This window comes from Streptomyces sp. A0592 (assembly GCF_004795115.1).
Taxonomy (GTDB): Bacteria; Actinomycetota; Actinomycetes; order Streptomycetales; family Streptomycetaceae; genus Streptomyces; species Streptomyces erythrochromogenes.
In genome coordinates, this window is the sequence record NZ_SSBM01000052.1 from 1 (window position 1) to 22752 (window position 22752).

15 protein-coding genes and 1 pseudogene are annotated in these 22752 nt (G+C 75.3%); 10 read left to right on the plus strand and 6 right to left on the minus strand.

The features are described 5' to 3' along the window. The first annotated feature begins 358 nt into the window (after positions 1–358). Positions 359–1768, plus strand: a complete 1410-nt coding sequence (locus E6U81_RS40270) for a DUF11 domain-containing protein (RefSeq protein WP_168714842.1) — start codon at positions 359–361, stop codon at positions 1766–1768. Between the two features lie 17 nt (positions 1769–1785). Here the strand turns inward: E6U81_RS40270 and E6U81_RS36230 are convergent, their stop codons facing one another. Next, positions 1786–2178, minus strand: coding sequence for a TOBE domain-containing protein (locus E6U81_RS36230; protein WP_136234257.1), 393 nt, complete (start codon positions 2176–2178; stop codon positions 1786–1788). 177 nt (positions 2179–2355) lie between these two features. On the opposite strand from E6U81_RS36230, the gene E6U81_RS36235 reads away from it, so the two are divergent. From E6U81_RS36235 to E6U81_RS36250, 4 genes are all read left to right on the plus strand, one after another. Then, entirely contained in the window at positions 2356–3285 is a 930-nt protein-coding gene (locus E6U81_RS36235; protein WP_136234258.1) for an oxygenase MpaB family protein, read from the plus strand. 26 nt (positions 3286–3311) lie between these two features. Further along, on the plus strand, positions 3312–5432 hold the full coding sequence (locus tag E6U81_RS36240; RefSeq protein WP_136234259.1) for a serine/threonine-protein kinase: 2121 nt from the start codon (positions 3312–3314) through the stop codon (positions 5430–5432). After that, positions 5429–7000, plus strand: coding sequence for an NAD(P)/FAD-dependent oxidoreductase (locus E6U81_RS36245; RefSeq protein ID WP_136234260.1), 1572 nt, complete (start codon positions 5429–5431; stop codon positions 6998–7000). The genes E6U81_RS36240 and E6U81_RS36245 overlap by 4 nt, the downstream gene beginning before the upstream one ends. 87 nt (positions 7001–7087) lie before the next feature. Next, on the plus strand, positions 7088–8074 hold the full coding sequence (locus tag E6U81_RS36250) for an alpha/beta fold hydrolase (protein ID WP_240804223.1): 987 nt from the start codon (positions 7088–7090) through the stop codon (positions 8072–8074). Between the two features lie 67 nt (positions 8075–8141). On the opposite strand, the gene E6U81_RS36255 is transcribed toward E6U81_RS36250, so the two are convergent. Both E6U81_RS36255 and E6U81_RS36260 read right to left on the minus strand, forming a co-directional pair. After that, positions 8142–8591: a nitroreductase family deazaflavin-dependent oxidoreductase gene (locus E6U81_RS36255; RefSeq protein WP_136234262.1), complete on the minus strand. Its 450-nt coding sequence runs from the start codon at positions 8589–8591 to the stop codon at positions 8142–8144. Between the two features lie 39 nt (positions 8592–8630). After that, a complete protein-coding gene (locus tag E6U81_RS36260) occupies positions 8631–9842 on the minus strand; it encodes an FAD-dependent monooxygenase (RefSeq protein ID WP_136234263.1) in 1212 nt (403 codons plus the stop codon). Positions 9843–9919: 77 nt separating this feature from the next. Here E6U81_RS36260 and E6U81_RS36265 point away from each other — a divergent pair, with 77 nt between their 5' ends. Next, complete coding sequence (locus tag E6U81_RS36265) at positions 9920–10540, plus strand: TetR/AcrR family transcriptional regulator (RefSeq protein ID WP_136234264.1); 621 nt, start codon at positions 9920–9922, stop codon at positions 10538–10540. A gap of 217 nt (positions 10541–10757) precedes the next feature. On the opposite strand, the gene E6U81_RS36270 is transcribed toward E6U81_RS36265, so the two are convergent. After that, positions 10758–15497 (minus strand): hypothetical protein, encoded by a 4740-nt coding sequence (locus E6U81_RS36270; RefSeq protein WP_136234265.1) that lies wholly within the window; start codon positions 15495–15497, stop codon positions 10758–10760. 62 nt (positions 15498–15559) lie between these two features. Here E6U81_RS36270 and E6U81_RS36275 point away from each other — a divergent pair, with 62 nt between their 5' ends. Further along, positions 15560–15934 (plus strand): VOC family protein, encoded by a 375-nt coding sequence (locus E6U81_RS36275; protein ID WP_136234266.1) that lies wholly within the window; start codon positions 15560–15562, stop codon positions 15932–15934. 13 nt (positions 15935–15947) lie between these two features. On the opposite strand, the gene E6U81_RS36280 is transcribed toward E6U81_RS36275, so the two are convergent. After that, a complete protein-coding gene (locus E6U81_RS36280; RefSeq protein WP_136234267.1) occupies positions 15948–17873 on the minus strand; it encodes a serine hydrolase domain-containing protein in 1926 nt (641 codons plus the stop codon). A 326-nt stretch (positions 17874–18199) separates the two neighbouring features. On the opposite strand from E6U81_RS36280, the gene E6U81_RS36285 reads away from it, so the two are divergent. From E6U81_RS36285 to E6U81_RS36295, 3 genes are all read left to right on the plus strand, one after another. Further along, on the plus strand, positions 18200–19315 hold the full coding sequence (locus E6U81_RS36285; protein ID WP_136234268.1) for a nitronate monooxygenase family protein: 1116 nt from the start codon (positions 18200–18202) through the stop codon (positions 19313–19315). A gap of 5 nt (positions 19316–19320) precedes the next feature. Next, positions 19321–20904 carry an acyl-CoA synthetase gene (locus E6U81_RS36290; RefSeq protein ID WP_136234269.1) on the plus strand — a complete coding sequence of 528 codons (1584 nt, stop codon included), beginning with the start codon at positions 19321–19323 and terminating at the stop codon, positions 20902–20904. 132 nt (positions 20905–21036) lie between these two features. Further along, a complete protein-coding gene (locus E6U81_RS36295; protein ID WP_136234270.1) occupies positions 21037–22140 on the plus strand; it encodes an ionic transporter y4hA in 1104 nt (367 codons plus the stop codon). A gap of 40 nt (positions 22141–22180) precedes the next feature. Here the strand turns inward: E6U81_RS36295 and E6U81_RS36300 are convergent. Further along, positions 22181–22717, minus strand: a pseudogene (locus E6U81_RS36300) (penicillin acylase family protein); the annotation flags it as partial. Positions 22718–22752 lie beyond the last annotated feature (35 nt).

The following is a 22752-nucleotide window of genomic DNA, read 5'->3' on the forward strand; positions in this document are numbered from 1 at the left end:
CCACCGCGCAGGCCGGCGGCGGGCAGATGCGCCTCAAGCCGCACCCACTCCGCATTCGTCAGATCACCCCGCCCCATGCCCGACCTAACGACCGGACAAGCAGACAGTCACAAGATCCGCCGGACAGGACCTAGGCCGGACTGCCGGACTGCCGGGACTGCCCGGCCGGGGCCGGCCCGGCGGGGCGGACTGACATGCCGTCACCCGGCCCCTACGCTGCAGTGCGCGCATGCTCCGGCGTGCCGGAGCGCGCCGCTGTCGCGACCTCACGCGCCGCCCGACAGTGCCCGGACCCGTCGGCGAGGTCTCGCCCGATGACGGGCCTGCCCCCGAACCCCGGCCGAAAGGTCTGCCGCCGATGACCCCCCGCACCCCGGGCGGGCCCCCGCCCCCCGCCGCCCGAAACCGCCGCGCGCGGTGGGCCCTCCCGCTGGCCGCCGCCCTCCTCCTGGGCCTGGCCGGTCCGCCCGCCACTTCGGCAGCCGCCCCGGCCCCCGCCCCCGTCCGTGCCGCGGTCGGGGACATCGCCGAGTACCCGCTGGCCCCCGGCAGCGCGCCGAGCGGCATCGCCACGGGATCCGACGGCAACCTCTGGTTCAGCGAGACGGGCACCAGGAAGATCGGCCGGCTCACTCCCTCCGGGAAGCTGACCGAGTTCCAGCTGCCCGGCGTCGCCAACGACGCGCTCGGGATCACCGCGGGCCCCGACGGCAACCTGTGGTTCACGGACGTCAGCGGCCGGATCGGGAAGATCACCACGGCCGGCGCCATCACCGAGTACGACCTGCCCCCGGGCAGCGGCCAGCCCTTCGCCATCACCGCCGGTCCGGACGGCAACCTGTGGTTCACCGAGGACCCCGGCGACCGGATCGGGAAGATCACCACGGCGGGCGTCATCACCCGGTACGCCCTGCCCCACGAGGGCAGCGGTCCGGAAAGCATCGTGACCGGCCCCGACGGCAACCTCTGGTTCACCGAGATCCTCGGCAACCGGATCGGGAGGATCACCACCGGCGGAGCCGTCACCGAGTACGACCTGCCGCACCCCGACAGCGGCCCGGACGTCATCACCGCGGGTCCCGACGGCGCGTTGTGGTTCACGGAGCTCTTCGGCAACCGGATCGGGAGGATCACCACCGGCGGAGCCGTCACCGAGTACGACCTGCCCGCCGCCGACAGCGGCCCGGACGGGATCGCCGCAGGCCCCGACGGCAATCTGTGGTTCACCGAGCAGCTCGGGAACGGCATCGGCCGGATCACCCCCGCAGGCCGGTTCGCCCACTACCCGCTGCCCGCCCCGGCGAGCTTCCCCGCCCGGATCACGGCGGGACCCGACGGCGGCATGTGGTTCACCGAGATCGTCGGAGACCGCGTCGGACGCATCGAGGTCGGTGCCGGCCGGCCCAGGGCCGACCTGGCGGTCAGCCTGGGCGCGCCGGCCACCGTACGGGAAGGCGATCAGTACACCTACACCGTCACGGTGACGAACAACGGGCCCTTCGCCGCGGCGGACACGGTGGTCACACTGAACCTGCCGCGCGGGGCACAGGTCACCGGCACCGCTCCGGCCGCCGACCGCAGCGCCGCCAACCGGGTGAGCCGGCGGATCGAGGCCCTGGGCGCCGGACAGCTGAGGGTCTTCCACGTCACGGTGCGGGCCGCCCAGCGGCCCGTCGTCATCGCGACCGCCGAGGTCCACTCCCGTACGCCGGACCCGAAGCGGAACAACAACTCCGACAGGGCGGTGACCTGGGTGACCCGTCCCTGACCGTCCGGCCGGAGAGCTCAGTCCACGTCGATGTGGACGCTGGTGGACTTCACGCGGGCCACGGCCCGGACCCCGACCGCGAGTCCGAGTTCCTCGACCGCCTCGCGCGTCAGCAGGGAGACCACCCGGTGGGGTCCCGCCTGGATCTCGACCTGGGCGGCGACCTCGCCGAGCGTCACCGCGGTGACGATGCCGGGCAGTGCGTTGCGGACGGAGGTCGCCACCTCGCCGTCGTCCTCGGCGGGCTCCCGGGCGAGTTCCACACAGAAGGCGGCCAGGTGCCTGCCTTCCACCATCCGCCTGGTGCCGTCCCGCCGCGTCGGGAAGCGGCCGGCATCGGCCCAGCGGCGGGCGGTGTCGGTGCTGACGCGGAGGAGTTGGGCGGCCTCGCCGATGGTGTAGAGCTGCACGCCGCAACTCTATGCCGCCGGCCGCCTCCTCGGGGAGGCCCGACCCCCTCGGGGAGGCGCCCGGCCGCCGCCGCGCGCAGGTCCCCGTACGGGCGGCCCCGCGGCCCGAGCACTGCCCCGCGGGCGCCCGTCTCGGTAGGCTGGAGCCGCCGGGCGCCTGCGACGGGGAGGTACGGGATGGCGAACACCGCGACCGGACCCGGACCCGGGCCCGGACCCGGGACGGCAGCCGGAGCCGATCCGGGGCTGTACGGCCCCGAGTCCGTCACCTGGCAGTGCCACGGCGACCCGATGATGTGGATCGCCGGGGTCCGCGCCCTCTACCTCCAGGCCCTCCACCCGCGCGCCGTCCGGGGCGTCATGGAGAATTCCGACTTCCGGCGCGACGCCTGGGGCCGGCTGCTGCGCACCGCCGATTTCGTCGGCACCCTCACCTACGGCACCACCGAGGCCGCAGAGCGCGCCGGTGGTCGGGTCCGCGCCATCCACCGCAGGCTGTCAGCCACCGATCCGGCCACCGGCCGCACCTTCCCCGTCGACGATCCCGAGCTGCTGCTGTGGATCCACTGCGCGCAGATCGACAGCTTCCTGCACGTCCTGCGCCGATCGGGCATCGTGCTCACTCCCGCCCAGGCCGACCGCTACGTCGACGAGAACCGTGTCAACGCACGCCTTGTCGGCCTCGACCCGGCCGGTGTCCCCGCCGACACCGCCCGGCTCGCCGCCTACTTCGAGGAGGTCCGCCCCGAGCTCGCCGCCGGCCCCGACGCCCTCGCCGTGGACGACTTCCTGCGCGGCCCGCCCGTCCATCCCCTCCTGGTCCCTGGCCGAAACCTGCTGTGGCGCCCGCTCGCCGGCCTCGCGTACGGTTCCCTCCCCGGCTGGGCGCACCAGCTGTACGGGCGGCCCGCTCCCGCCCCGCGCAGCATCACCCGGCGCCTGCGCCTCACGGGACGCGTGCTGCGCAGCATTCCCGCAGGTCTGCGCTGGCAGCTGCCTCCAGGTCACATCTTGAAAGCGATGCGTCGCATGGGTCCCGGGAGCCGCCCCTCTCCGTACACACTGCGTACATCAGCGGCCATACTGGACCGGCCGGGGAGGGCGTAGCGCGACAACGGGGGCGACTTTAAGACATGGCGGAGTCCAGACTGATCCAGGGCCGGTACCGGTCGCTCGATCTGATCGGGCGCGGCGGCATGGGCGAGGTATGGCGCGCCCGGGACGAATCGCTGGGCCGGCAGGTCGCCGTGAAGTGCCTCAAGCCGATCGGCGCCGATCAGGACGCCCACTTCACGCAGGTGCTGCGCGAGCGCTTCCGGCGCGAGGCGCGCGTGGCCGCCTCCCTCCAGCACCGCGGCGTCACCGTCGTGCACGACTTCGGCGACGACAGCGCTGCCGGCGGCCCCCTCTATCTCGTCATGGAGCTGCTCGAAGGCCGCAACCTCAGCCAGCTGATGGAGGACAACGAGACCCGCCCCCTCCCCGTGGACGTGGTCGTCGACATCGCCGAGCAGATGGCCGCCGCCCTCGGCTACACCCACGACCAGGGTGTCGTCCACCGGGACCTGAAACCGGCCAACATCATGCGACTCGTCGACGGCACCGTGAAGATCTGCGACTTCGGCATCGCCCGGCTCGCGCACGACATCGGCTTCACCGCCAAGCTCACCGGCGGCGGCATGGCCATGGGCACCCCGCACTACATGTCGCCCGAGCAGATCGCGGGCGGCGAGGTAGACCACCGCAGCGACCTCTACTCCCTCGGCTGCGTCCTGTACGAGATCGCCACCGGTGCCCCGCCCTTCGACCTCGGCGACTCCTGGTCGGTGCTCATCGGCCACCGCGACACCGCCCCGGTGCCGCTGCGCGAGCACCGCCCCGAGCTGCCCGGGTACTTCGAGCAGGTGGTCCTGGACCTGCTGGCCAAGTGCCCGGACGAACGCCCACAGGACGCCCGCCAGGTGCACCGCAGGCTCGTGGAGGCCCGGCTCGGCCCCGGCGGGCTGCCCGGCGCCGCCGCCCCGCTCCCGGACTGGGCCCGCGGCATGACCGCCGGCCGCAAGGCCGGCATCGAGGCCCGCCCGGCGAGCGGCCAGTGGGCCGTCCTCACCGGCTCCTGGACGGCCGTGCGCCCCAGCGGCGAACAGCCCGTCCTGCGCCCCAGCGGCGAGCAGCCCGTCCTGAGTCCCGGCGGCGAGCGGCACGGCACCATCGTGCGCCCCGCGCCCGCCGAGGACCCGCGCCTCACCGCGGCGTACGGGTTCCCGCGCCCGGCCGGCCCGCGGGAGACCGGCCCGGACGCGCTCGCGGCCGGCCACGCCCGCGCCCACACCCTCAGCCGCGCCGGCCGCCCCGAGGAGGCGCTCTCCGTGTACGCGGCCGTGGCCGACGGGCGCGCCCGGGTCCTCGGCCCGGACCATGCCGACACCCTCGCCGCCCGCCAGGAGGCGGCGTACGAGATGGGCCGGCTCGGCCGCCACCAGGAGGCGCACGACGTCTACCGCGCGGTGCTCGTCGCCCGCGAGCGGACCATGGGCCAGCTCCACCCCGACACGCTGCGCTGCCGCCACAACCTGGCCTGCGCCCTGCGGGCGCTGGGCCGGTACGCGGACGCCCACACCACGGCCGTCGCGGTCGCCGCGGACCGGGCGGCCGTCCTGGGCGCCGAGCACGCGGACACCCTGCTGACCCGGTACGAGGCGGCGTACGTACTCGGCCGCCTCGACCGCTGGCAGGAGGCCCTGGCCGGCTTCCGCGAGGTCGCCGCCGCACGGGAACGCGTCCTCGGCCGCGACCACCCCGACACCCTGGCCGCCCGCTACGAGGTCGGCATCGCGCTGGGCCGCACCGGCGGCAGCGCCCAGGCCCTCGACCTCTTCCGGGCCCTGGTCCGCGACCGCACCCGCGCCTACGGGGCGACCGACCCGGAGACGCTGCGCGCCCGGCACGTCCTCGGCGTCAACCTGGGCCGCCTGGACCGCTGGGAGGAGGCGGTGGCCGAGGCCCGCCAAGTGGCCGCCGTACGGGCCGAGGTGCTCGGTGCCGAACACGCGGACACCCTGGTCAGCCGCCGGGAACTCGCCGTCGGCCTGGGCCGGCTGGGCCGCTGGGACGAGGCCCTGCCGATCTACCGGGACCTGTCCGGCATCCGCGAGCGGTCGCTGGGCGACGAGCATCCCGAGACGGTGCTGGCCCACGCCGACGAGGCCCACTGTCTGGAGCGGCTCGGCCAGGTGTGCTACCAAGAGCCATGACGACCTTCGGGCGGGACGTGTACGACGACGTGATCGTGGGCGGCGGGCACAACGGTCTGGTGGCAGCCGCCTACCTGGCCCGAGCCGGCCGCTCGGTGCTGGTACTGGAGCGGCTCGGCAACACCGGCGGGGCGGCGATCTCCAGCAGACCCTTCGTGGGCGTCGATGCCCGCCTCTCGCGGTACTCGTACCTGGTCTCCCTGCTGCCCGGGAAGATCGTGCGCGACCTGGAACTGAGCTTCGCGGTGCGTCGGCGCACGGTCTCCTCGTACACGCCGACCGAGCGCGACGGGCGGCCCGGCGGGCTGCTGGTCGGCGGGGGCCAGGAGCGCACCAGGGCGTCCTTCGCCCGGCTGACCGGCTCGGACCGCGAGTACGAGAGCTGGCGCGGCTTCTACGAGACCACCGGGCGGGTCGCCCGCACGGTGTTCCCGACCCTGACCGAACCGCTGCCCACGCGGGCGGAGCTGCGGGCCCGGATCGACGACGAGGCAGCGTGGCGGATGCTGTTCGAGGAGCCGCTGGGACAGGCGGTGGAGCGGCACTTCGCCGACGACCTGGTCCGCGGGGTGGTCCTGACGGACGGCCTCATCGGCACCTTCGCGGACGCGCACGACCCCTCCCTGGCCCAGAACCGCTGCTTCCTCTACCACGTCATCGGCGGCGGGACGGGGGACTGGGACGTTCCGGTCGGCGGCATGGGCGCCCTGACCGACGCCCTGGCGGCGGCTGCGACCAAGGCCGGGGCGGAGATCGCCACCGGCCACGAGGCGCTGCGGATCGACACCGACGGGGTCGGCCCGGCCGAGGTGGTGTTCCGTACGGCGACCGGCGAGGGCCGCGTCGTCGGCCGTACCGTGCTGGTGAACGCCTCGCCCCAGGCGCTGGGCGAACTCCTCGGCGAGGCCCCGGCCCAGGACCGGGCGACGGCCCCCGAGGGCGCCCAGCTCAAGGTCAACATGCTGCTGCGCCGGCTGCCCCGGCTGCGGGACACGGCCGTCGACCCCCGAGAGGCCTTCGGCGGGACCTTCCACGTCGCCGAGGGGTACGAGCAGCTCGCCCGGGCCTACGCGGAGGCCGCGTCCGGTGAACTGCCGTCCGTACCGCCCTCGGAGATCTACTGCCACTCGCTGGCCGACCCGACGATCCTCGGGCCGGAACTGGTCGAGCAGGGCTACCAGTCGCTCACCCTCTTCGGCCTGCACACCCCGGCCCGGCTGTTCGGGCACGACAACCAGCAGGCCCGCGAGGTGCTGCTGACGGCCACCCTCGCGCAGCTCGACGCCCACCTGGCCGAGCCGCTCACCGACTGCCTGGCCTTCGACGCGGACGGCCGCCCCTGCATCGAGGCGAAGACCCCGCTGGACCTGGAGCGCGAACTGCGGCTGCCCGGCGGCCACATCTTCCACCGCGACCTGTCCTGGCCCTACGCGGACGAGGGCGGCGGCCGGTGGGGTGTGGAGACGGCGCACCGCAACGTCCTGCTGTGCGGCGCGGGCGCGGTCCGCGGCGGCGGCGTCAGCGGCGTTCCGGGCCACAACGCGGCGATGGCGGTGCTGGGGCGTTAGGGGGTACGGCCGTCGCGGCCTGTCCGAAACCGGCCGGTCATGGGCGAGTCCGTGCCTAGGGTGTTACTCATGCGTAACGTGAGTGGTGTGGGTGACATCCGTGGCGCGGAGCGTTCCGGCGGGCGGTCACGGCGCGGGGTCCTGAGGGCGGCCGTCGCCGGAGCGGGAGCGGTCGCGGCGGTGGGCGCGGGGGCCTCCGCCGCGACGGCGGACACGCGGGGACGGGGCGCACCCGTCTTCGTCCTCGTCCACGGCTCCGGAAGCAACTCCTACGGCTGGGGCCCGGTCCTGCGGGAGCTGGGCCTGCGCGGGCACCGGGCCGTCGCGGTGGACCTGCCCGGCCACGGGCCCGGCGCCTACTTCCCCGTCTCCTACCAGACCCCGCAGGACCTGGAGCGGCTGGCCACGGAGCCGTCGCCGATCAGTGCCGTGACGCTGGCGGACTTCGCGGCCCACGTCGTCGGGACCGTGCGCGCCGCGCACCGCAACGGCCCGGTCGTCCTGGTCGGCCAGAGCCTGGGCGGGGTGACGCTGAACGCGGTCGCCAACCAGGTGCCCGAGCTGATCTCCCACCTGGTGTACGCGTCCGCGTTCTGCCCGACGCGGCACAGCTCGGTGATGGAGCTGATGACGACCCCGGAGGCCGCCTCCAGCGCCCTGTTCCGGATCCCCGGCTTCAAGACCCCGCCGGAGCTGGGCGTCAACCGGGTCAACTGGCGGTCGGGCGACCCGGCCTTCTTCGCGGCGGTGAAGGACGCGCTGGCGGCCGACTGGTCGGACGCGGAGGTGCGGACGCTCCTGAACATCCTCGAACCGGACGAGTCGGCGGCGATCGGCGCCGCCGACGCCCGCGGTCTGCCCGACCGGTGGGGGCGGGTGCCGCGCACCTACCTGCGGTTCGGAGAGGACCGGGCCATCCCGCCCGCCCTCCAGGACCTGATGATCCGCGAGGCGGACGGGGCGACGCCGCGCAACCGCTTCCGCGTACGGTCGCTGGCCGTGCCGCACGTCGGTCCGCGGGACCCGGCCGTGTGGGCGGACGAGCTGGAGCGCGTGGCGCGCACGTGCGGCTGAGGTGACGCAGCGGAAGTGATGCGGCCGAGGTGATGCGGCGGCCGGGGTGACGGGTCCGCCGGCGTGCCTACGCGGCGGGCTCGATCACCACGATCGGGATCTCCCGGTCCGTCTTGGCCTGGTACTCGTCGTAGGCGGGCCAGTGCCCCACCATCACCGGCCAGTACGCGGCGCGCTCCCCGGCGTCCGCGGTGCGCGCCGTGCCCTGGAGGATCCGCGGGCCGACCTGGATGCGGACCTGCGGGTTCGCGGTCAGGTTGCGGAACCACAGCGGGTGCTCGTCCGCGCCGCCCTTGGAGGCCACGAGCAGGTAGCGGCCGTCGGCCTCACCGTAGATGAGCGGCGTGCGCACGGGGTTCCCGGAGACCCGGCCGACGGTGGTGAGCAGGAGGGTCTGGGTGCCGTTCCAGTACTGGCCCTCGGTGCCGCCGGAGCCCACGTACTGCTTGACGTGCTCCAACTGCCAGCTCCCGGCCCGCGGGTCGGTCGGGTGGTCCCAGTCGATTCCGGTCGTCATGGGGTGTCGCCTGCCTTCGCTTCGAACGGTCAACGAACCTCACCAACGAGTGCCAACGCCCGTGGGTGCGCCCTCCATTCCGGCCGGAAGGGTGAACCCGTCGAAGAGGCCGTCCATCGCCCGGTGCGCCACCCCGGCCGGGGTGGCGCGGACGGCGAGGTCGCGCAGGGCCACGGCGAGGGGGTGGGTGAGGGCGGCGATCCGGCCCGCGCGGCGGGCCCGGACGCGGATGGCGTCGGTGCGGGCGCAGCGGGCCGCGCTGTAGGCGGCGAGGGCCGCCGGAACGCCACCGGTGCCGGCCCCGTCCAGCAGGTGGGCGAGGACCACCGCGTCCTCGACGGCCTGGCATCCGCCCTGGCCGAGGTTGGGGGTCATGGCGTGGGCGGCGTCGCCGAGCCAGGCCAGGCGCCCGTGGTGGAAGCGGGGGAGCGGCGCCGCCAGGTCGTACAGGTCGTGCTGGAGCACGGCCGCCGGGTCGATCCGCTCCAGCAGGGCCGGGATCGGGTCGTGCCAGGTGCCGTAGCGGCGCAGGAGTTCGGCGCGGACGTCGGCGGGGCGGTATCCCTCGGGGGCGACGGCGGTGGCGTAGACGTAGGTCCTGCCGTCGGCGAGCGGGACCACGCCGAAGCGCTCGCCGCGGCCCCAGGTCTCGGCGGTCGCCGCCCCGGCCGGGCTCGCGGCGGCCGGCAGGACGGTGCGCCAGGCGGTCTCCCCGCTGTGGCGCAGGCCCGGGTGGTCCGGGAAGTACCGGCGGCGCAGCGGGCTGTGGATGCCGTCCGCGGCGATCACGAGGTCGGCCGAGCCGTCGAGGTCGCCGGCCGTGGTGCGGACCACCGGGAAGCCGTCGGCGTCGTCGACGGTGGTGACCTCGATGCCGTGGCGGACCGTCCCCGCGGGGAGCACGGCGGTCAGGGCGTCGGCGAGGGCCGAGCGGTGCAGGGCGAGCGGCGGGCCGCCGTAGCGGATGGCCAGGGCCGCGGTGTCGGCGCGGCTCAGCCAGCGGCCGTCGGGGCGGCGCAGGCCCATGGCGGCCGGCAGGGCACGCCCCGCCGCGGCTCCGATGTCGAAGCCGATGGTGTCGAGAGCGCGCAGCGCGTTGGGGGCGAGGACGATCCCGGCACCGGCGGCGGCCGGGCCGGGGGCCCGCTCGCACACGGTCACCCGCCAGCCCTTGCGGTGCAGGGCCAGGGCGGCGGTGAGTCCGCCGATCCCCGCCCCTGCGACGACCGCGTGACGCTGAACTGCCGACATGGCGGATCCCTGCCTTCCTCCGGGCCTCTACATCTGTAGAGGGCGACGGATTCACTCTACAGCTGTAGAGTGACCCGATGTCCACCCCTCCCCCTGCGGATCGCAGGACGCTGATTGCCGACACGGCGATCGGCCTCGTGGCCGCCGCCGGTCTCCGGGGCCTGACCCACCGCGCGGTCGACGGCGCCGCGGGGCTGCCCGCGGGCAGCACCTCGTACTACTTCCGCACGAGGACGGCGCTGATCGCGGCCTGCTACCAACGGCTGGCCGAGCTGGACCTCGCGGACGTGGACGGCGGGAGTCCCCTGGGGGCGGCCCCGCCCGCCCTCGCGGTGGCGCCGGACCGGGACGCGGCCGCGGCCGCGCTGGCCGGGCTGCTGTACCGCTGGCTGACGGTGGGGCGCGAGCGCCAGCTGGCCCGCTTCGAACTCAGCCTGGAGGCGGCACGCAACCCGGAGCTGCAGGCCGATCTCCACCGGGCGGGCCAGGGGGCCCGGGTCCGGGCCGCGGGCATCGCCGCGGCCCTCGGGTCCGAGCGGCCCGAAGAGGCCGCCGAACTGCTCGTCGCCTGGACCGAGGGGCTTCTCTACGACCGGCTGGCCGGCGCCCTGGCCCGCTCCCGCCCGGCCCCGGACCTGGCCGAACTGACCGCCGTGGCCCGCCGGATGCTCGCCGCGGCCCTGGCGGACCCGGCCTGACGCGCCGGCCTGACGTACCGGCCGGACGCAGAAGAGCCCCGCCACACCGGGGGATGTGGTGGCGGGGCTCTTCCATCGGTACGCGCCGGCGGGATCAAGGCGGGAGGGCCGGTGCGTTCCTCCTGGTGGAGTGTGCACACGCTACGCCCGGCGTGGCCGAAAATACACCCCTTCACACGGCTTGAATCGCACGCTCCTGAGGGGCACGATTCTCTGTTCAGGCACCGCCCGAAGTCCGCGCCCACGCCTGCGCGAACAGCTCGTGCAGCGGCGCCGTCGGCAGCAGTCGGACGAACGGGGCCAGGACCTCGCCGCGCCACAGCGGCGACGCCAGGTGGCTCGCCAGCTTCACCGTCTCCAGCGGCAGGTGCGGGGCCTTCAGCTCGGTCCACTCCCCGGGCAGGAACACCGTCCGGCCGGCCCGCGCCCGCTTCGCCTCCACCACCGCGCCCGCGGCGAGGAGTTCGCCCCGCGCCGCCGCGTGCTGCTTGGCCGACCAGCCGTTCCACCGCCGCACGTTGCGGTCGGTGGGCGCGGCCAGCGTCGCCAACTGGAGGTACAGCGCCGCCGCGTCCGCGCCGGCCCCGAGCGAGCCCGCCACCCGAGCGACCAGCTCCGGGCAGGACTGCCGGGGGTCCGCCTCGTACGCGCCGACCGCCACCGCCCCCGAGCCCGCGCGGCGCATCATCCGCTCCAACCCGCCGCCGGCCAGCAGCAGCGCCGCCCGGTCCATTGCGTCGGTCAGGCCGGTGACCGCGCGGATCCGCTCCCGCACCTCGGGGTCGTGGGCCCGAGCAGGCCGCAGGAAGGCGGTACCGCCGGGCGCGCACACCACCAGCGGACCGCAGTCGTACGCCGTCACCGGCGGCGTCCCGTTCTCCTCGCGGGGGTCCTCCGCCACCGGCAGCCGTGCGGGGCCGAACTGCTCCGCGATCGGCACCGTGCTGTCCGCGACGCACCCCCCGGGCAGCGCCAGCAGCATGTCCGGCCGGTCCAGTTCGGCGCGCAACCGCTCGTACAGGTCCGCCGCACCGGCCACCGCGGGATCACCGACGGGCCGGTCCGTCCACCCCCACACCAGCGCGCTCGCGATCTGCCCGATCGCCAGACCCACCGGGGTGCGGCGCGGCAGTTCGGATCCCGCCGGGGGAACCGCCCGGACCTCCACCCGGCCCCCGTACCGCGTGGCCGCCAGCTCCCAGCCGGCCGCCTCCACGGTCGAGTCCGCGGCGGCCCCGTAGCCGCCGGCCAGCCGCCGGGCCCACACCTCCGGCAGCCCGAGATCCGCCTCCAGGGCGTCGGCCGCCTCCTCGTGCACCGGCGACCCGGTCCCGAGCAACTCCTGCCACACCCCGGCCATCCGCTCGACGGCCGCCTCGACCCCGCCCGGGCGCCACAGCTCCTCCGGGTCCGCGGGCAGGGCCGCCGCCAGTACGGCACGCCGGCCGGCGGACCCCAGCAGCTCGCGCAGCACCTCGTACGACTCGGCCGTCATCGGCGTCGCCCGGTACGGGGCCCGGCGGGCCAGGGCGCGCTGCTCATCGCGGTCCGGGCGGCCGATCAGACCGGCCACCACCAGCCGGGCCACGGCCGCGCGCACGCCGGTCAGTTCGGCGAAGCGCGCGGCCGCCGACTCCGGCAGCGGCACCGGCCCGTGCGCCTCGACCGCGGCCACCAGGGCGCGCAGCCGGGCGGCGTCCTTCCGGTCCACGGTGACGAGCCGCGCCTGCGCGACCGCGGCCGGCACCGCGTCCCCGCCCTCCGGACCGCCGGCGGCGGGCGCCACGAACCAGCACTGCGACCCGCCCGCCCGAACGGGCGCGGACGCGACCGCGATCCCACCGGCCCGCAGCGCGTCCAGCACCTCGGCCGGTGCCCGGCCCACCCACCACCGGCCGCCCGCACGCGCGACGGGCTGGTCCGCCCACGTGTCCAGCAGCGCCAGCAGAGCGGCCCGCTCCCCGTCCGGCGTCGGCGCCACCGCCGCCCGCCACGCGGCGGCGTCGATCGAGCCCAGCAGCTGCGACCAGTCGTGCGGCGGCGCCGGCGGCGAAAGCCGCCGCACCTCCTCCACGATCGTCCCGGCCAGGCAGGCGCCGTCGGCGGCCAGCGCACTCAGCGTCGCCGGCAGGACCACGTCGGCAGTACGCCGCCACGCACCCCCCTCGCCGTGCGCGACCAGCCCGAACAGCGCGGGCATCAGCTCGGTGTCCGGGGCCGGGCGGCGCGGCCGGGCCGCGGGCGCCTCCAGGAACAGCCTCACCCGCCGGTGCAGGGCCCGCCGCCGCTCCTCCACCCGGGCGGCCCGCCCGGCCACCGCCGCCACGGCCCGGGCCAGCACCGGGTCGGTGACGTCCGGCAGTTCCCGGGCCACGGCCGCGCGCAGCGCGCCCGGACCGTCGAGAGCGGCCTCCAACAACGCCTGCGCCGCCGCGGAACCCACGGCCCGCAGCGCCCGCGAGCCCGCGGCGTCCCGGGTGCGCAGCAGGTACCAGAAGGCCGGCGGCAGGGCCGCGCCCCCCGACACGGTGACCCGGCGGGCCGGAGTGCCCCGCGACGCCCCGGGCTTGGGGTGCCCGTCCAGCTCCCACAGCAGCATCCCGTCGGCCGTGTACGCGCGCACGCCCGTCAGGGTCTGCGCCTCGGCGAGGACCACGTCCTGCGCCGCGCCCTCGGGCGGGGCCCACAGTCCCCACGGCTGCTGGCCCGCCCGGTCGATGTCGAACCGGGCGCTGCGCCCGTCCACGCTCTCCACCAGGTAGTGGTCGGGCGCCGGAGCGCGGTGCCCCGTACGGAAGAGGACGCGGGTCCCGACCAGGCCGTCGCGGCTGCCCAGCGGGGAGCCCGGCAGCCCCGCGGGCAGCGGCGCCAGTTGGAGGGCCTCCACGTCGAGGGCCATGCCCGCCTCGGACGGCTCCGCGGCCGGATCGGGGTTCGCGGCCCGGCCGGGGAAGTCGGGCAGCGCCACCGCGCCGCGCGCCTCCCCGGTGACCGGGTCGACGAGCTCCCAGGGGCGCCGTCCGAAGACGGCGTTGGTCCAGATCCGCGAGCCGTCGCCGAGCTGCAGCTCGTCCCGGTGGATGCCCTCGCGGCCGCCCGGGCGCAGCACCCGGTGCCCGCCGTGCCGCCCGCCGCCATCGGCCGTCTCGAACTGGAAGCCGTACGCGCCGTCCAGACTGCCGCCGCACGGCACCAGCCCGCCGGTCTCGTCCGGCGTGAACGGCTCGTCGGGGCGGTCGGCCCAGAAAGCGGACTCGCAGTGGTGGCGGTTCCCGGGGGTCCAGCTCACCAGGAAGGAGCCGCCCACGTAGTGCACCGCGTACATGGCCGCATCCTCGGGCACTGTGAACCGGCAGGAGCCCCGCACCCCGTCGGGGGCGACGGCGACCGCCCGGTCCCGTCCGAACACCGTCAGCACCGGCCAGGTCGAGGTCACCCCCGCCACCCCGGGCAGCGTCGCCCCCGCCTCCTCGGGGCCGGCGTCCGCCGCGAACCGCGCGTACACGGACTCCAGGGCCGGCCAGGCCAGTTCCTCCGGCAGCCCGGCCGCCAGCGAGCGCCGCAGCGCTCCCGCGGCGCCCGCCCCGGCCAGGGCGTCGCCGATCCCGCCGAGCGCCGAGGCCGTCGGCCGGTCCAGCAGGGTCTCCAGCTCGGCCACGGCCTCCTCCGCCCCCGCCATGCCGCCGCCCGCGACCGTGTCGACGAGCCTGCCGACGCGTACGGCCACCCCCTGGGCGATGCCCTCGTTGCCCGGCAGCAGCGTCACCGCCGACCCGGCCCGCGCGGGTCCCGCCTGCCACCTGGGCCTCAGGCCCGCATGCACGGTTCCCTCCAGCCGCGGGCCGAACACCGGGTCGGCGGCGAGCGCGGCGAGGTCCCGGCGGGAGTCCGTGCCCCAGAAGCGCATCCGGACCTCCGGCCCGGGATCGACGACCGGGACCCCGGCGGCGAGGCACGCGTCCAGCACGTCCGCGTCGAAGCCGTGGTGGTGGTACCGGGTGGTGTGCACCGCGACCGGGACGCCCGCCGCCCGCAGCCGCGGCCCCAACCGGCCCACCAGGTCCAGGAATTCCGCCGGGAGCGGCTGCCGGGCGACGCCGCCGCCCGACTGCGCCGCGTACTGGTACATGCGGACGAAGCCGCCGACCCACTGGGCCGGGCCGCCCTCCGGGACCACCCGCCCGGCCTCCATCGCCTCCGTCGCACCACAGGCGATCAGCATCCGCAGCCACGCCCCGCCGTCGGTGGCCCCGTCGGGGAAGACCTCCACCAGCCCCGCGGCCACGGCGTCCGCCGGGGGATGGGCCGCCAGGACCGGGGCGGCGGCCGTCAGCAGCGCGTCCGGCACCGACTTCCTCCGGGTGACCGACAGGATCGCGCCCACCAGCCGGGCGACCTCCCCGGTTCCGAGCCCGGCGGCCTTCGCGGAGGCCCGTACCCGCCGCACCAGATCCGCCGGGAGGTCCGCCGCGGAGCCGGCCCACGCGGTCAGGAACGCCTCCAGGTGCGTGTGCGCCGCGGCCGGCTCCGACGTCTCGGCGAGGAACCGCTGGTGCGCCCCGAACTCCTTGGCCGGCATGGCCCCGCCCCTGGCGAACAGCAGGGCGTTGGCCCGGCGGTAGGCGGCGTCCACCGGCAGCCCGTGGCGGTCCTCGGCCGCGCGGGCCGCCGCGTAGGCCCGGCCGCCCGGACGGCTCCCGTGGCCGATCAGCCGGTGGCCCACGGTGTCCCAGAACCACGGCAGGTGGGCGGGCGGCAGCCGGCGCGCCCACGCCGTCATCGTGTCGACGAACCGGCCCGGTTTGGCCCGGGACCGGCCCAGTTCGGTGCCCATGCCGTCGACCAGGTCGCGCGCGGCTTCGGCGGCGCCCGGGTCGTGGGCGGCGACCCAGTCGGCGTAGGTGGTCGAGCGGTGCGTGCCGGTGGTGGGCAACAGGGCGTCGAGCGAGGCGATCATGTCCAGGATCGTCGCACGCGCCACCGGCAGGCCGGCCGCTCGGGCGTGCGACGATCCAGGACATGATCGCTGAACTGCAGTGCGTGGTCCTGGACTGTCCCGAGCCGCGCGTGCTCGCCGATTTCTACCGGTCGCTGCTGGGCGGCAACGTCGACCGGCCGGACCGGCGTTGGTCCCTCGACGAGGACTGGTCGACCCTCCACACGCCGTCCGGTCCGGTGCTCGCCTTCCAGCGCGCGCCGGACCACGTGCCCCCGAGCTGGCCCGACCCGAGCCGGCCGCAGCAGTTCCACCTGGACCTCGGCGTCGCGGACCTGGACCGGGCACAGGAGGAGGTGTTCGCGGCCGGCGGGACCCTGCTCGACGGATCGGACGGGCGCGGCTGGCGGGTCTACGCGGACCCGGCCGGGCATCCCTTCTGCCTCGTACAGGACTGACCCGCCCCGCGGTTCAGTCCGCGGACCGGGTCCAGCCGACGGCCTCGACGCGGGCCGCGTCGTCGGGCCGGTCCTCCGCGAACAGCAGCCGGGCCGGTTCCGCCACGCGCACGACGTCCACGTACACCCCGCGGCCGACGTAGCGTCCCGTGGCGCAGTGGCGGAACCGCAGCCGTACCTCACGGCCCGCCCAGGCAGCGGTGAGGGGGGCCTCCAGGCGGTGCCAGACGCGTCCGGACCAGCCGCCGACCGAGCCCCGCGGCCACTCCTCGGGGGCGCCGCCCGTGGACCGCACGGTGGTGAACGCCAGCGGGGCCCAGTCCGCGCCGTCCGCCGAGGCCTCCAGGTGCAGGGCGCCCTCGCCGGGCACGGTGTCCCACCACACGGCGCAGCGCAGCCGGGCGGCTCCCGTGGCCGGGGTGAGCGGCGGCAGGGTGAGGGTGCCCGAGCCGCCGGGGGCGGTCCCCGAGAACCAGGCCGCGCCGCCGTGCCGGGTACGGACCGGTACGGCGCGGGCGAAGCGGTTGCCGACGGCGACCCGCGGGGCGCTGCCGGCCCGCCAGGTGCGCACGGGGTGGACGGAGTTGCCCAGCAGGATCAGGAAGGAGTCGGTGGAGGGGTCGAGGACGAGGGAGGTACCGGTGAACCCGGTGTGGCCGGCCGAGTGCGGGGTGGCCATGGCACCCATGTACCAGTGCTGGTAGAGCTCGAAGCCGAGGCCGTGGTCGTCGCCGGGGAAGGCCGTGTTGTAGTCGGTGAAGAGCAGTTCGACGGAGGCGGGGCGCAGGATGCGCCGGCCCGCGTAGGCCCCGCCGTCGAGGAGGGTGCGGGCCAGGACGGCCAGGTCCCAGGCGGTGCCGAAGACCCCGGCGTGACCCGCGACCCCGCCGAGGGCGTACGCGTTCTCGTCGTGGACCTCGCCCCACACCAGGCCGCGGTCCAGGCCGGACCAGGGCGGCCGCTGCACCTCGGTGGCCGCGGTGATCCGGCGCCAGGAGAGCGGTGGGTTGTACCGCGTGCGGTGCATGCCGAGCGGAGCGGTGATCTCGTCGTGGAGCAGGACGTCCAGAGTGCGGCCGGTGATCCGTTCCAGGAGCAGTTGCAGCGCGATGAGGTTGAGGTCGGAGTAGCGGTAGACGGTCCCGGGGGTCTCCTGCGGCCGGACCGACCACAGCAGCCGCAGCCGGCCCTCGCGCGTGGACTCCTGGTAGAAGGGCGCCCACGAGCGCAGCCCCGAGGTGTGCGTGAGCAGTTGACGGACCGTGATGATCTCCTTGCCGCCGCCGGTGAACTCCGGGAGGTAGCGGCGCACCTGGGCCTCCAGCTCCAGGCGCCCCCGCTCCATCTGCTGCACGGCCAGGATCGAAGTGAACAGTTTGGTCAGTGAGGCCAGGTCGAAGACGGTGTCCTCGGCCATCGCGATCCGCTCTGCCGCGGGGAACTCCCGGACCCGGTCGGTCCGTCCGTCGTACTCCGCGTACCGGACGGCGTGCCCCATGGCCCGGTGCAGGGCCACGGTGCGGCCCCGCCCGGCGAGGACCACCGCCCCCGCGTAGTACGGGTGCTCGGGGGAGGGGCCCAGGAACCGCCGGGCCTCGTCCGCCACCGCCTCCAGGTGCCTCTCCAGGAGCCCGGCCTGGCGCGCGGAACCGTACCGCAGGCGCAGTCCCTGCAGGGCGCGCCGTTCGGCCGGGCTGCCGGCCGCGCCGGCCGCCCCGGGGAGCGCGGCATGCAGGACGAGCACCCCGCCGAGCGCGAGCAGCCGCGCTCCGAGCCGCCTCCGGCTCGGCCCCGGCCGGGCCGCGCACGGGCCTTCGCCCTCCTGCCCCGGCCGCTGTCCGGGGCCGGGCCGGCGCTCGTGCGGTTGCTCGCGGCCGGTGCCGCCCGCCCGTACCGTGCCGACCTCCGCCACCACTTCGGCCCCCGTGTCCGCTGCCATGTCCGGCCCTCCTCGTCCGCAACCGCAACCGCAACCCGCATCCCGCAACCTGCAACGCGCAATCCGCAACGCGTTTCCGACGCCCGCAGTGCCCGCCGGATGCGCGCCTCCCCGCGCCCGCACCGGCACCGGCCCACCCCGGTGCCCGCCGAGCGCGCGGCGGGCGCGAACCGGCCCGGGCCTCCCGGATCTGCCGAGCGTGCCGCAGGCTATGGGGTATCTGCCCGTACCTCGGGCACCCTCCCCACCGACGGGGCCGCAAAGAATCTGACGCTGCATCAGAAAACCTCTTCCCTCGGCCGCCCGGCTGCGGCATCCTGCCGCCCATGGAGACGGAGCTGAGCAGGAAACTGGGAGTCGAGCACGCCATCTTCGGCTTCACGCCCTTCCCCACGGTCGCCGCAGCGATCACCCGGGCGGGCGGGTTCGGCGTACTCGGCGCGGTCCGTTACACCGCGCCCGACGACCTCAAGCGCGACCTCGACTGGATGCAGGCGCACACCGACGGCAAGCCCTACGGCCTCGACGTCGTCATGCCCGCCAAGAAGGCCGTCGACGGCATCGGCGAAGCCGACATCGAGGCGATGATCCCGGCCGGACACCGCGCCTTCGTCCGCGACACCCTCGCCAAACACCACGTGCCCGAGCTCGCCGAGGGCGAGGCGTCCGGCTGGCGCATCACCGGCTGGATGGAGCAGGTCGCCCGCAACCAGCTCGACGTCGCCTTCGACTACCCCGTCAAACTCCTGGCGAACGCCCTCGGTTCCCCGCCCGCCGACGTCATCGCCCGCGCCCACGACCACGGCGTGCTCGTCGCCGCCCTCGCCGGGAGCGCCAAACACGCCCGCCGCCATGCCGAGGCCGGCATCGACGTCGTGGTCGCCCAGGGCTACGAGGCCGGCGGCCACACCGGCGACATCGCCACCATGGTCCTCGTGCCGGAGATCGTCGAGGCCGTCGCTCCGCTCCCGGTCCTCGCCGCCGGAGGAATCGGCAGCGGCGAACAGATCGCCGCCGGCCTCGCCCTCGGCGCCCAGGGCGCCTGGCTCGGATCCCTGTGGCTCACCACCACCGAGGCCGACCTCCACTCGCGCGCCCTCACCGAGAAGCTCCTCGCCGCCGGTTCCGGCGACACCGTCCGCTCCCGCGCCCTCACCGGCAAGCCCGCCCGCCAGCTGCGCACCGAGTGGACCGACGCCTGGGACGACCCGGAGGGCCCCGGCGCCCTCCCCATGCCGCTCCAGGGCCTCCTCGTCGCCGAGGCCGTCTCCCGTATCCAGAAGTACGAGGTCCAGCCGCTGCTCGGCACGCCCGTCGGCCAGATCGTCGGCCGGATGAACAGCGAACGCAGCGTCCAGGCCGTCTTCGACGAGCTCACCAGCGGCTTCGAGAAGGCGATCGACCGCATCAACCGCATCGCCGGCCGAGTCCGAGAGGCGTGAGAGCCATGACCGCCACCCCGTCCACCGCCCCCGCCGCCGACCGGCCCCCGCCCAACGGCTTCTGGGCGCAGGCCGCCGCCGACCCCGGACGCACCGTCCTGACCGCCCCCGGCGGCGAGGAGTGGAGCGCCGGCCGGCTGCACGCCGACGTCAACCGGCTCGTCCACGGGCTGCGCGCCGCCGGGCTGGGGGAGGGCGACGTCTTCGCCGTCGTCCTCCCCAACGGCGTCGAGTTCCTCACCGCCTACCTCGCCGCCTCCCAGGCCGGCTTCTACCTCGTCCCCGTCAACCACCACCTCGTGGGACCCGAGATCGCCTGGATCGTCTCCGACTCCGGCGCCAAGGTCCTGATCACCCACGAGCGCTTCGCCGAGGCCGCCGCCGCGGCGGCCGACGAGGCCGCCCTGCCCGCGAGCCACCGCTACTGCGTCGGAGCGGTCCCGGGCTTCCGCCCGTACGGCGAACTCCTCGACGGGCAGCCCGCGACGCCCCCCGCGGACCGCACCCTCGGCTGGGTCATGAACTACACCTCCGGCACCACCGGCCGCCCCCGCGGCATCCGCCGGCCCCTGCCCGGCAAGCTTCCGGAGGAGACGTACCTCGGCGGCTTCCTCGGCATCTTCGGAATCCGCCCCTTCGACGGCAACGTCCACCTGGTCTGCTCGCCGCTCTACCACACGGCCGTCCTGCAGTTCGCGGGCGCCGCCCTGCACATCGGGCACCCGCTCGTCCTCATGGACAAGTGGACCCCGCAGGAGATGCTGCGCCTGATCGACGCGCACGCCTGCACGCACACCCACATGGTCCCGACCCAGTTCCACCGGCTTCTCGCCCTCCCGCAGGAGACGAAGGACGCCCACGACGTCTCCTCGATGCGGCACGCCATCCACGGCGCCGCGCCCTGCCCCGACCACGTCAAGCGGGCGATGATCGACTGGTGGGGCGGCTGCGTGGAGGAGTACTACGCGGCGAGCGAGGGCGGCGGCGCCTTCGCGACCGCCGAGGACTGGCTGAAGAAGCCGGGGACCGTCGGCAAGGCCTGGCCGATCAGCGAACTGGCCGTCTTCGACGACGACGGCAACCGGCTGCCCCCGGGCGAACTGGGCACCGTCTACATGAAGATGAACACCGGCGGCTTCAGCTACCACAAGGACGAGGGCAAGACGAAGAAGAACCGCATCGGCGACTTCTTCACCGTCGGGGACCTCGGCCTGATGGACGAGGAGGGCTACCTCTTCCTCCGCGACCGCAAGATCGACATGATCATCTCCGGTGGGGTCAACATCTACCCGGCCGAGATCGAGTCGGCCCTGCTCACCCACCCGGCCGTCGCGGACGCCGCCGCCTTCGGCATCCCGCACGCCGACTGGGGCGAGGAGGTCAAGGCCGTCGTCGAACCGGCCGAGGGCTTCGTGGGCGGCGACGCCCTGGCCGCCGAGATCCTGCACCACTGCGAGCGGCAGCTCGCCGGGTACAAGCGGCCCAAGACCGTCGACTTCATCGAGACGATGCCGCGCGACCCGAACGGCAAGCTCTACAAGCGACGGCTGCGCGACCCGTACTGGGAGGGCCACGAGCGCGCCATGTGAGCGGCACCCGGTCGGCCGCGGCGGGCGGGAGGAACCCGCCACACCGGGAGGATCCGTGAGAAATGCCACGTCAAGGCATGTGGAGCGCGCCGTGCGACGCGCCGGGGGGACACTTCTGGCAAGTTTGACGATATGGGTACGACGAAGCGCAGATCCCCCCTGACCGACTGGACCGTCCTGGTTCCCGTGCTCGCGCTCGTCGCGCTGGTGTTCAGCTGGGGCAGGGAGCTACCCGGCTTCGCCGTGGTGCTCGTCGCGCTCTGCCTGGCCGGCGCCGTCCTGGCGGCCGTCCACCACGCCGAGGTCGTCGCCCACCGGGTGGGCGAACCCTTCGGCTCCCTCATCCTCGCCGTCGCGGTCACCGTCATCGAAGTGGCGCTCATCGTCACCCTGATGGCCGACGGCGGGGACAAGTCCGCCTCCCTCGCCCGGGACACCGTCTTCGCCGCCGTCATGATCACATGCAACGGCATCGTCGGCGTCTCCCTGCTCGTCGGCGCCCTGCGCAACCGGATCGCCGTCTTCAACCCCGAGGGGTCCGGGGCGGCCCTCGCCACCGTCGCCACCCTCGCCACCCTCAGCCTGGTCCTGCCGACCTTCACCACGAGCAAGCCGGGCCCGGAGTTCTCCACCGGGCAGCTGACCTTCGCCGCCGTCGCCTCGCTCGCCCTGTACGGGCTGTTCATCGCCGTCCAGACGGTCCGTCACCGGAACTACTTCCTGCCCGTGGACACCGGCCGGGACGCGGACCCGCAGGACGACCACGCGGCGCCGCCCACCGACCGCGCCGCCCTGCTCAGCCTCGGCCTGCTGCTGGTCGCTCTCGTCGCGGTGGTCGGCGACGCCAAGGCCGTCTCCCCGACCATCGAGACGGCGGTGGCCAAGGCCGGCCTGCCCCAGGCGGTCGTCGGTGTGATCATCGCCCTGCTCGTCCTGCTGCCCGAGACCCTCGCCGCAGTCCGCGCCGCCCGCCGCGACCGTGTGCAGACCAGCCTCAACCTCGCCTACGGATCCGCCATCGCCAGCATCGGGCTGACCATCCCGGCGATCGCCCTGGCCTCCATCTGGCTCTCCGGCCCGCTCATGCTCGGCCTCGGCCCGGTCCACATGGTGCTGCTGGCCCTGACCGTGGTGGTCAGTACGCTCACCCTCGCTCCCGGCCGCGCCACGCTGCTGCAGGGCGGGGTGCACATCGTGGTGCTGGCCGCGTACCTCTTCCTGGCCGTCAGCCCGTGAGGGGCGCGGGCCGGGGCCGGGAAGAGGCCGCGGCCCCCGGTCACCGCCGCTCGCGGACCAGTACCACCTTCAGCTGCGGCGAGGTGAGGATGTCACGCTCGCAGAAACGCGCCCGGACCCAGCGCTCCTGCGAGAACAGCCTGGTCTGGTCCGCGGAGTACGGCGAGCCCGGGTCCGAGGACTGGCCGTACGTCAGCAGGGTGCGCGCCATCGGGCAGGAGTTGCCGTCCCAGCCGACCGCCTGGACGTGGCTGGACCCGTGCGCGACGTCCGGGTAGCCGCCGGACGCCGCGTTCCACCGCGCCTCGACCTTGTTCCGGACGCCGAGCGCCTCCGTACCGCCGCCGACCGGCAGCTTCCGGCCGTTCCTGACCACGAACTGGTGCTCGCCCAGCGGGGCGTCCAGGGCGATCCCGGCCGCTCTCAGCTCCGCCACCGTGTCCGCGAGGGCCCGCCCGATGCCGGGCGCCTCCCGGTTGAGCGTACGCGGCGTCCGTACGGGGTCGGCGGCCGAGAACGGCACCAGCCACAGGTCCGCGGCCGGGGCCGACGCCGTCAGCCTGCGCCAGAACCGGTCCCGTTGACCTCGGCCCGCCCGGCGGCGAGGATCAC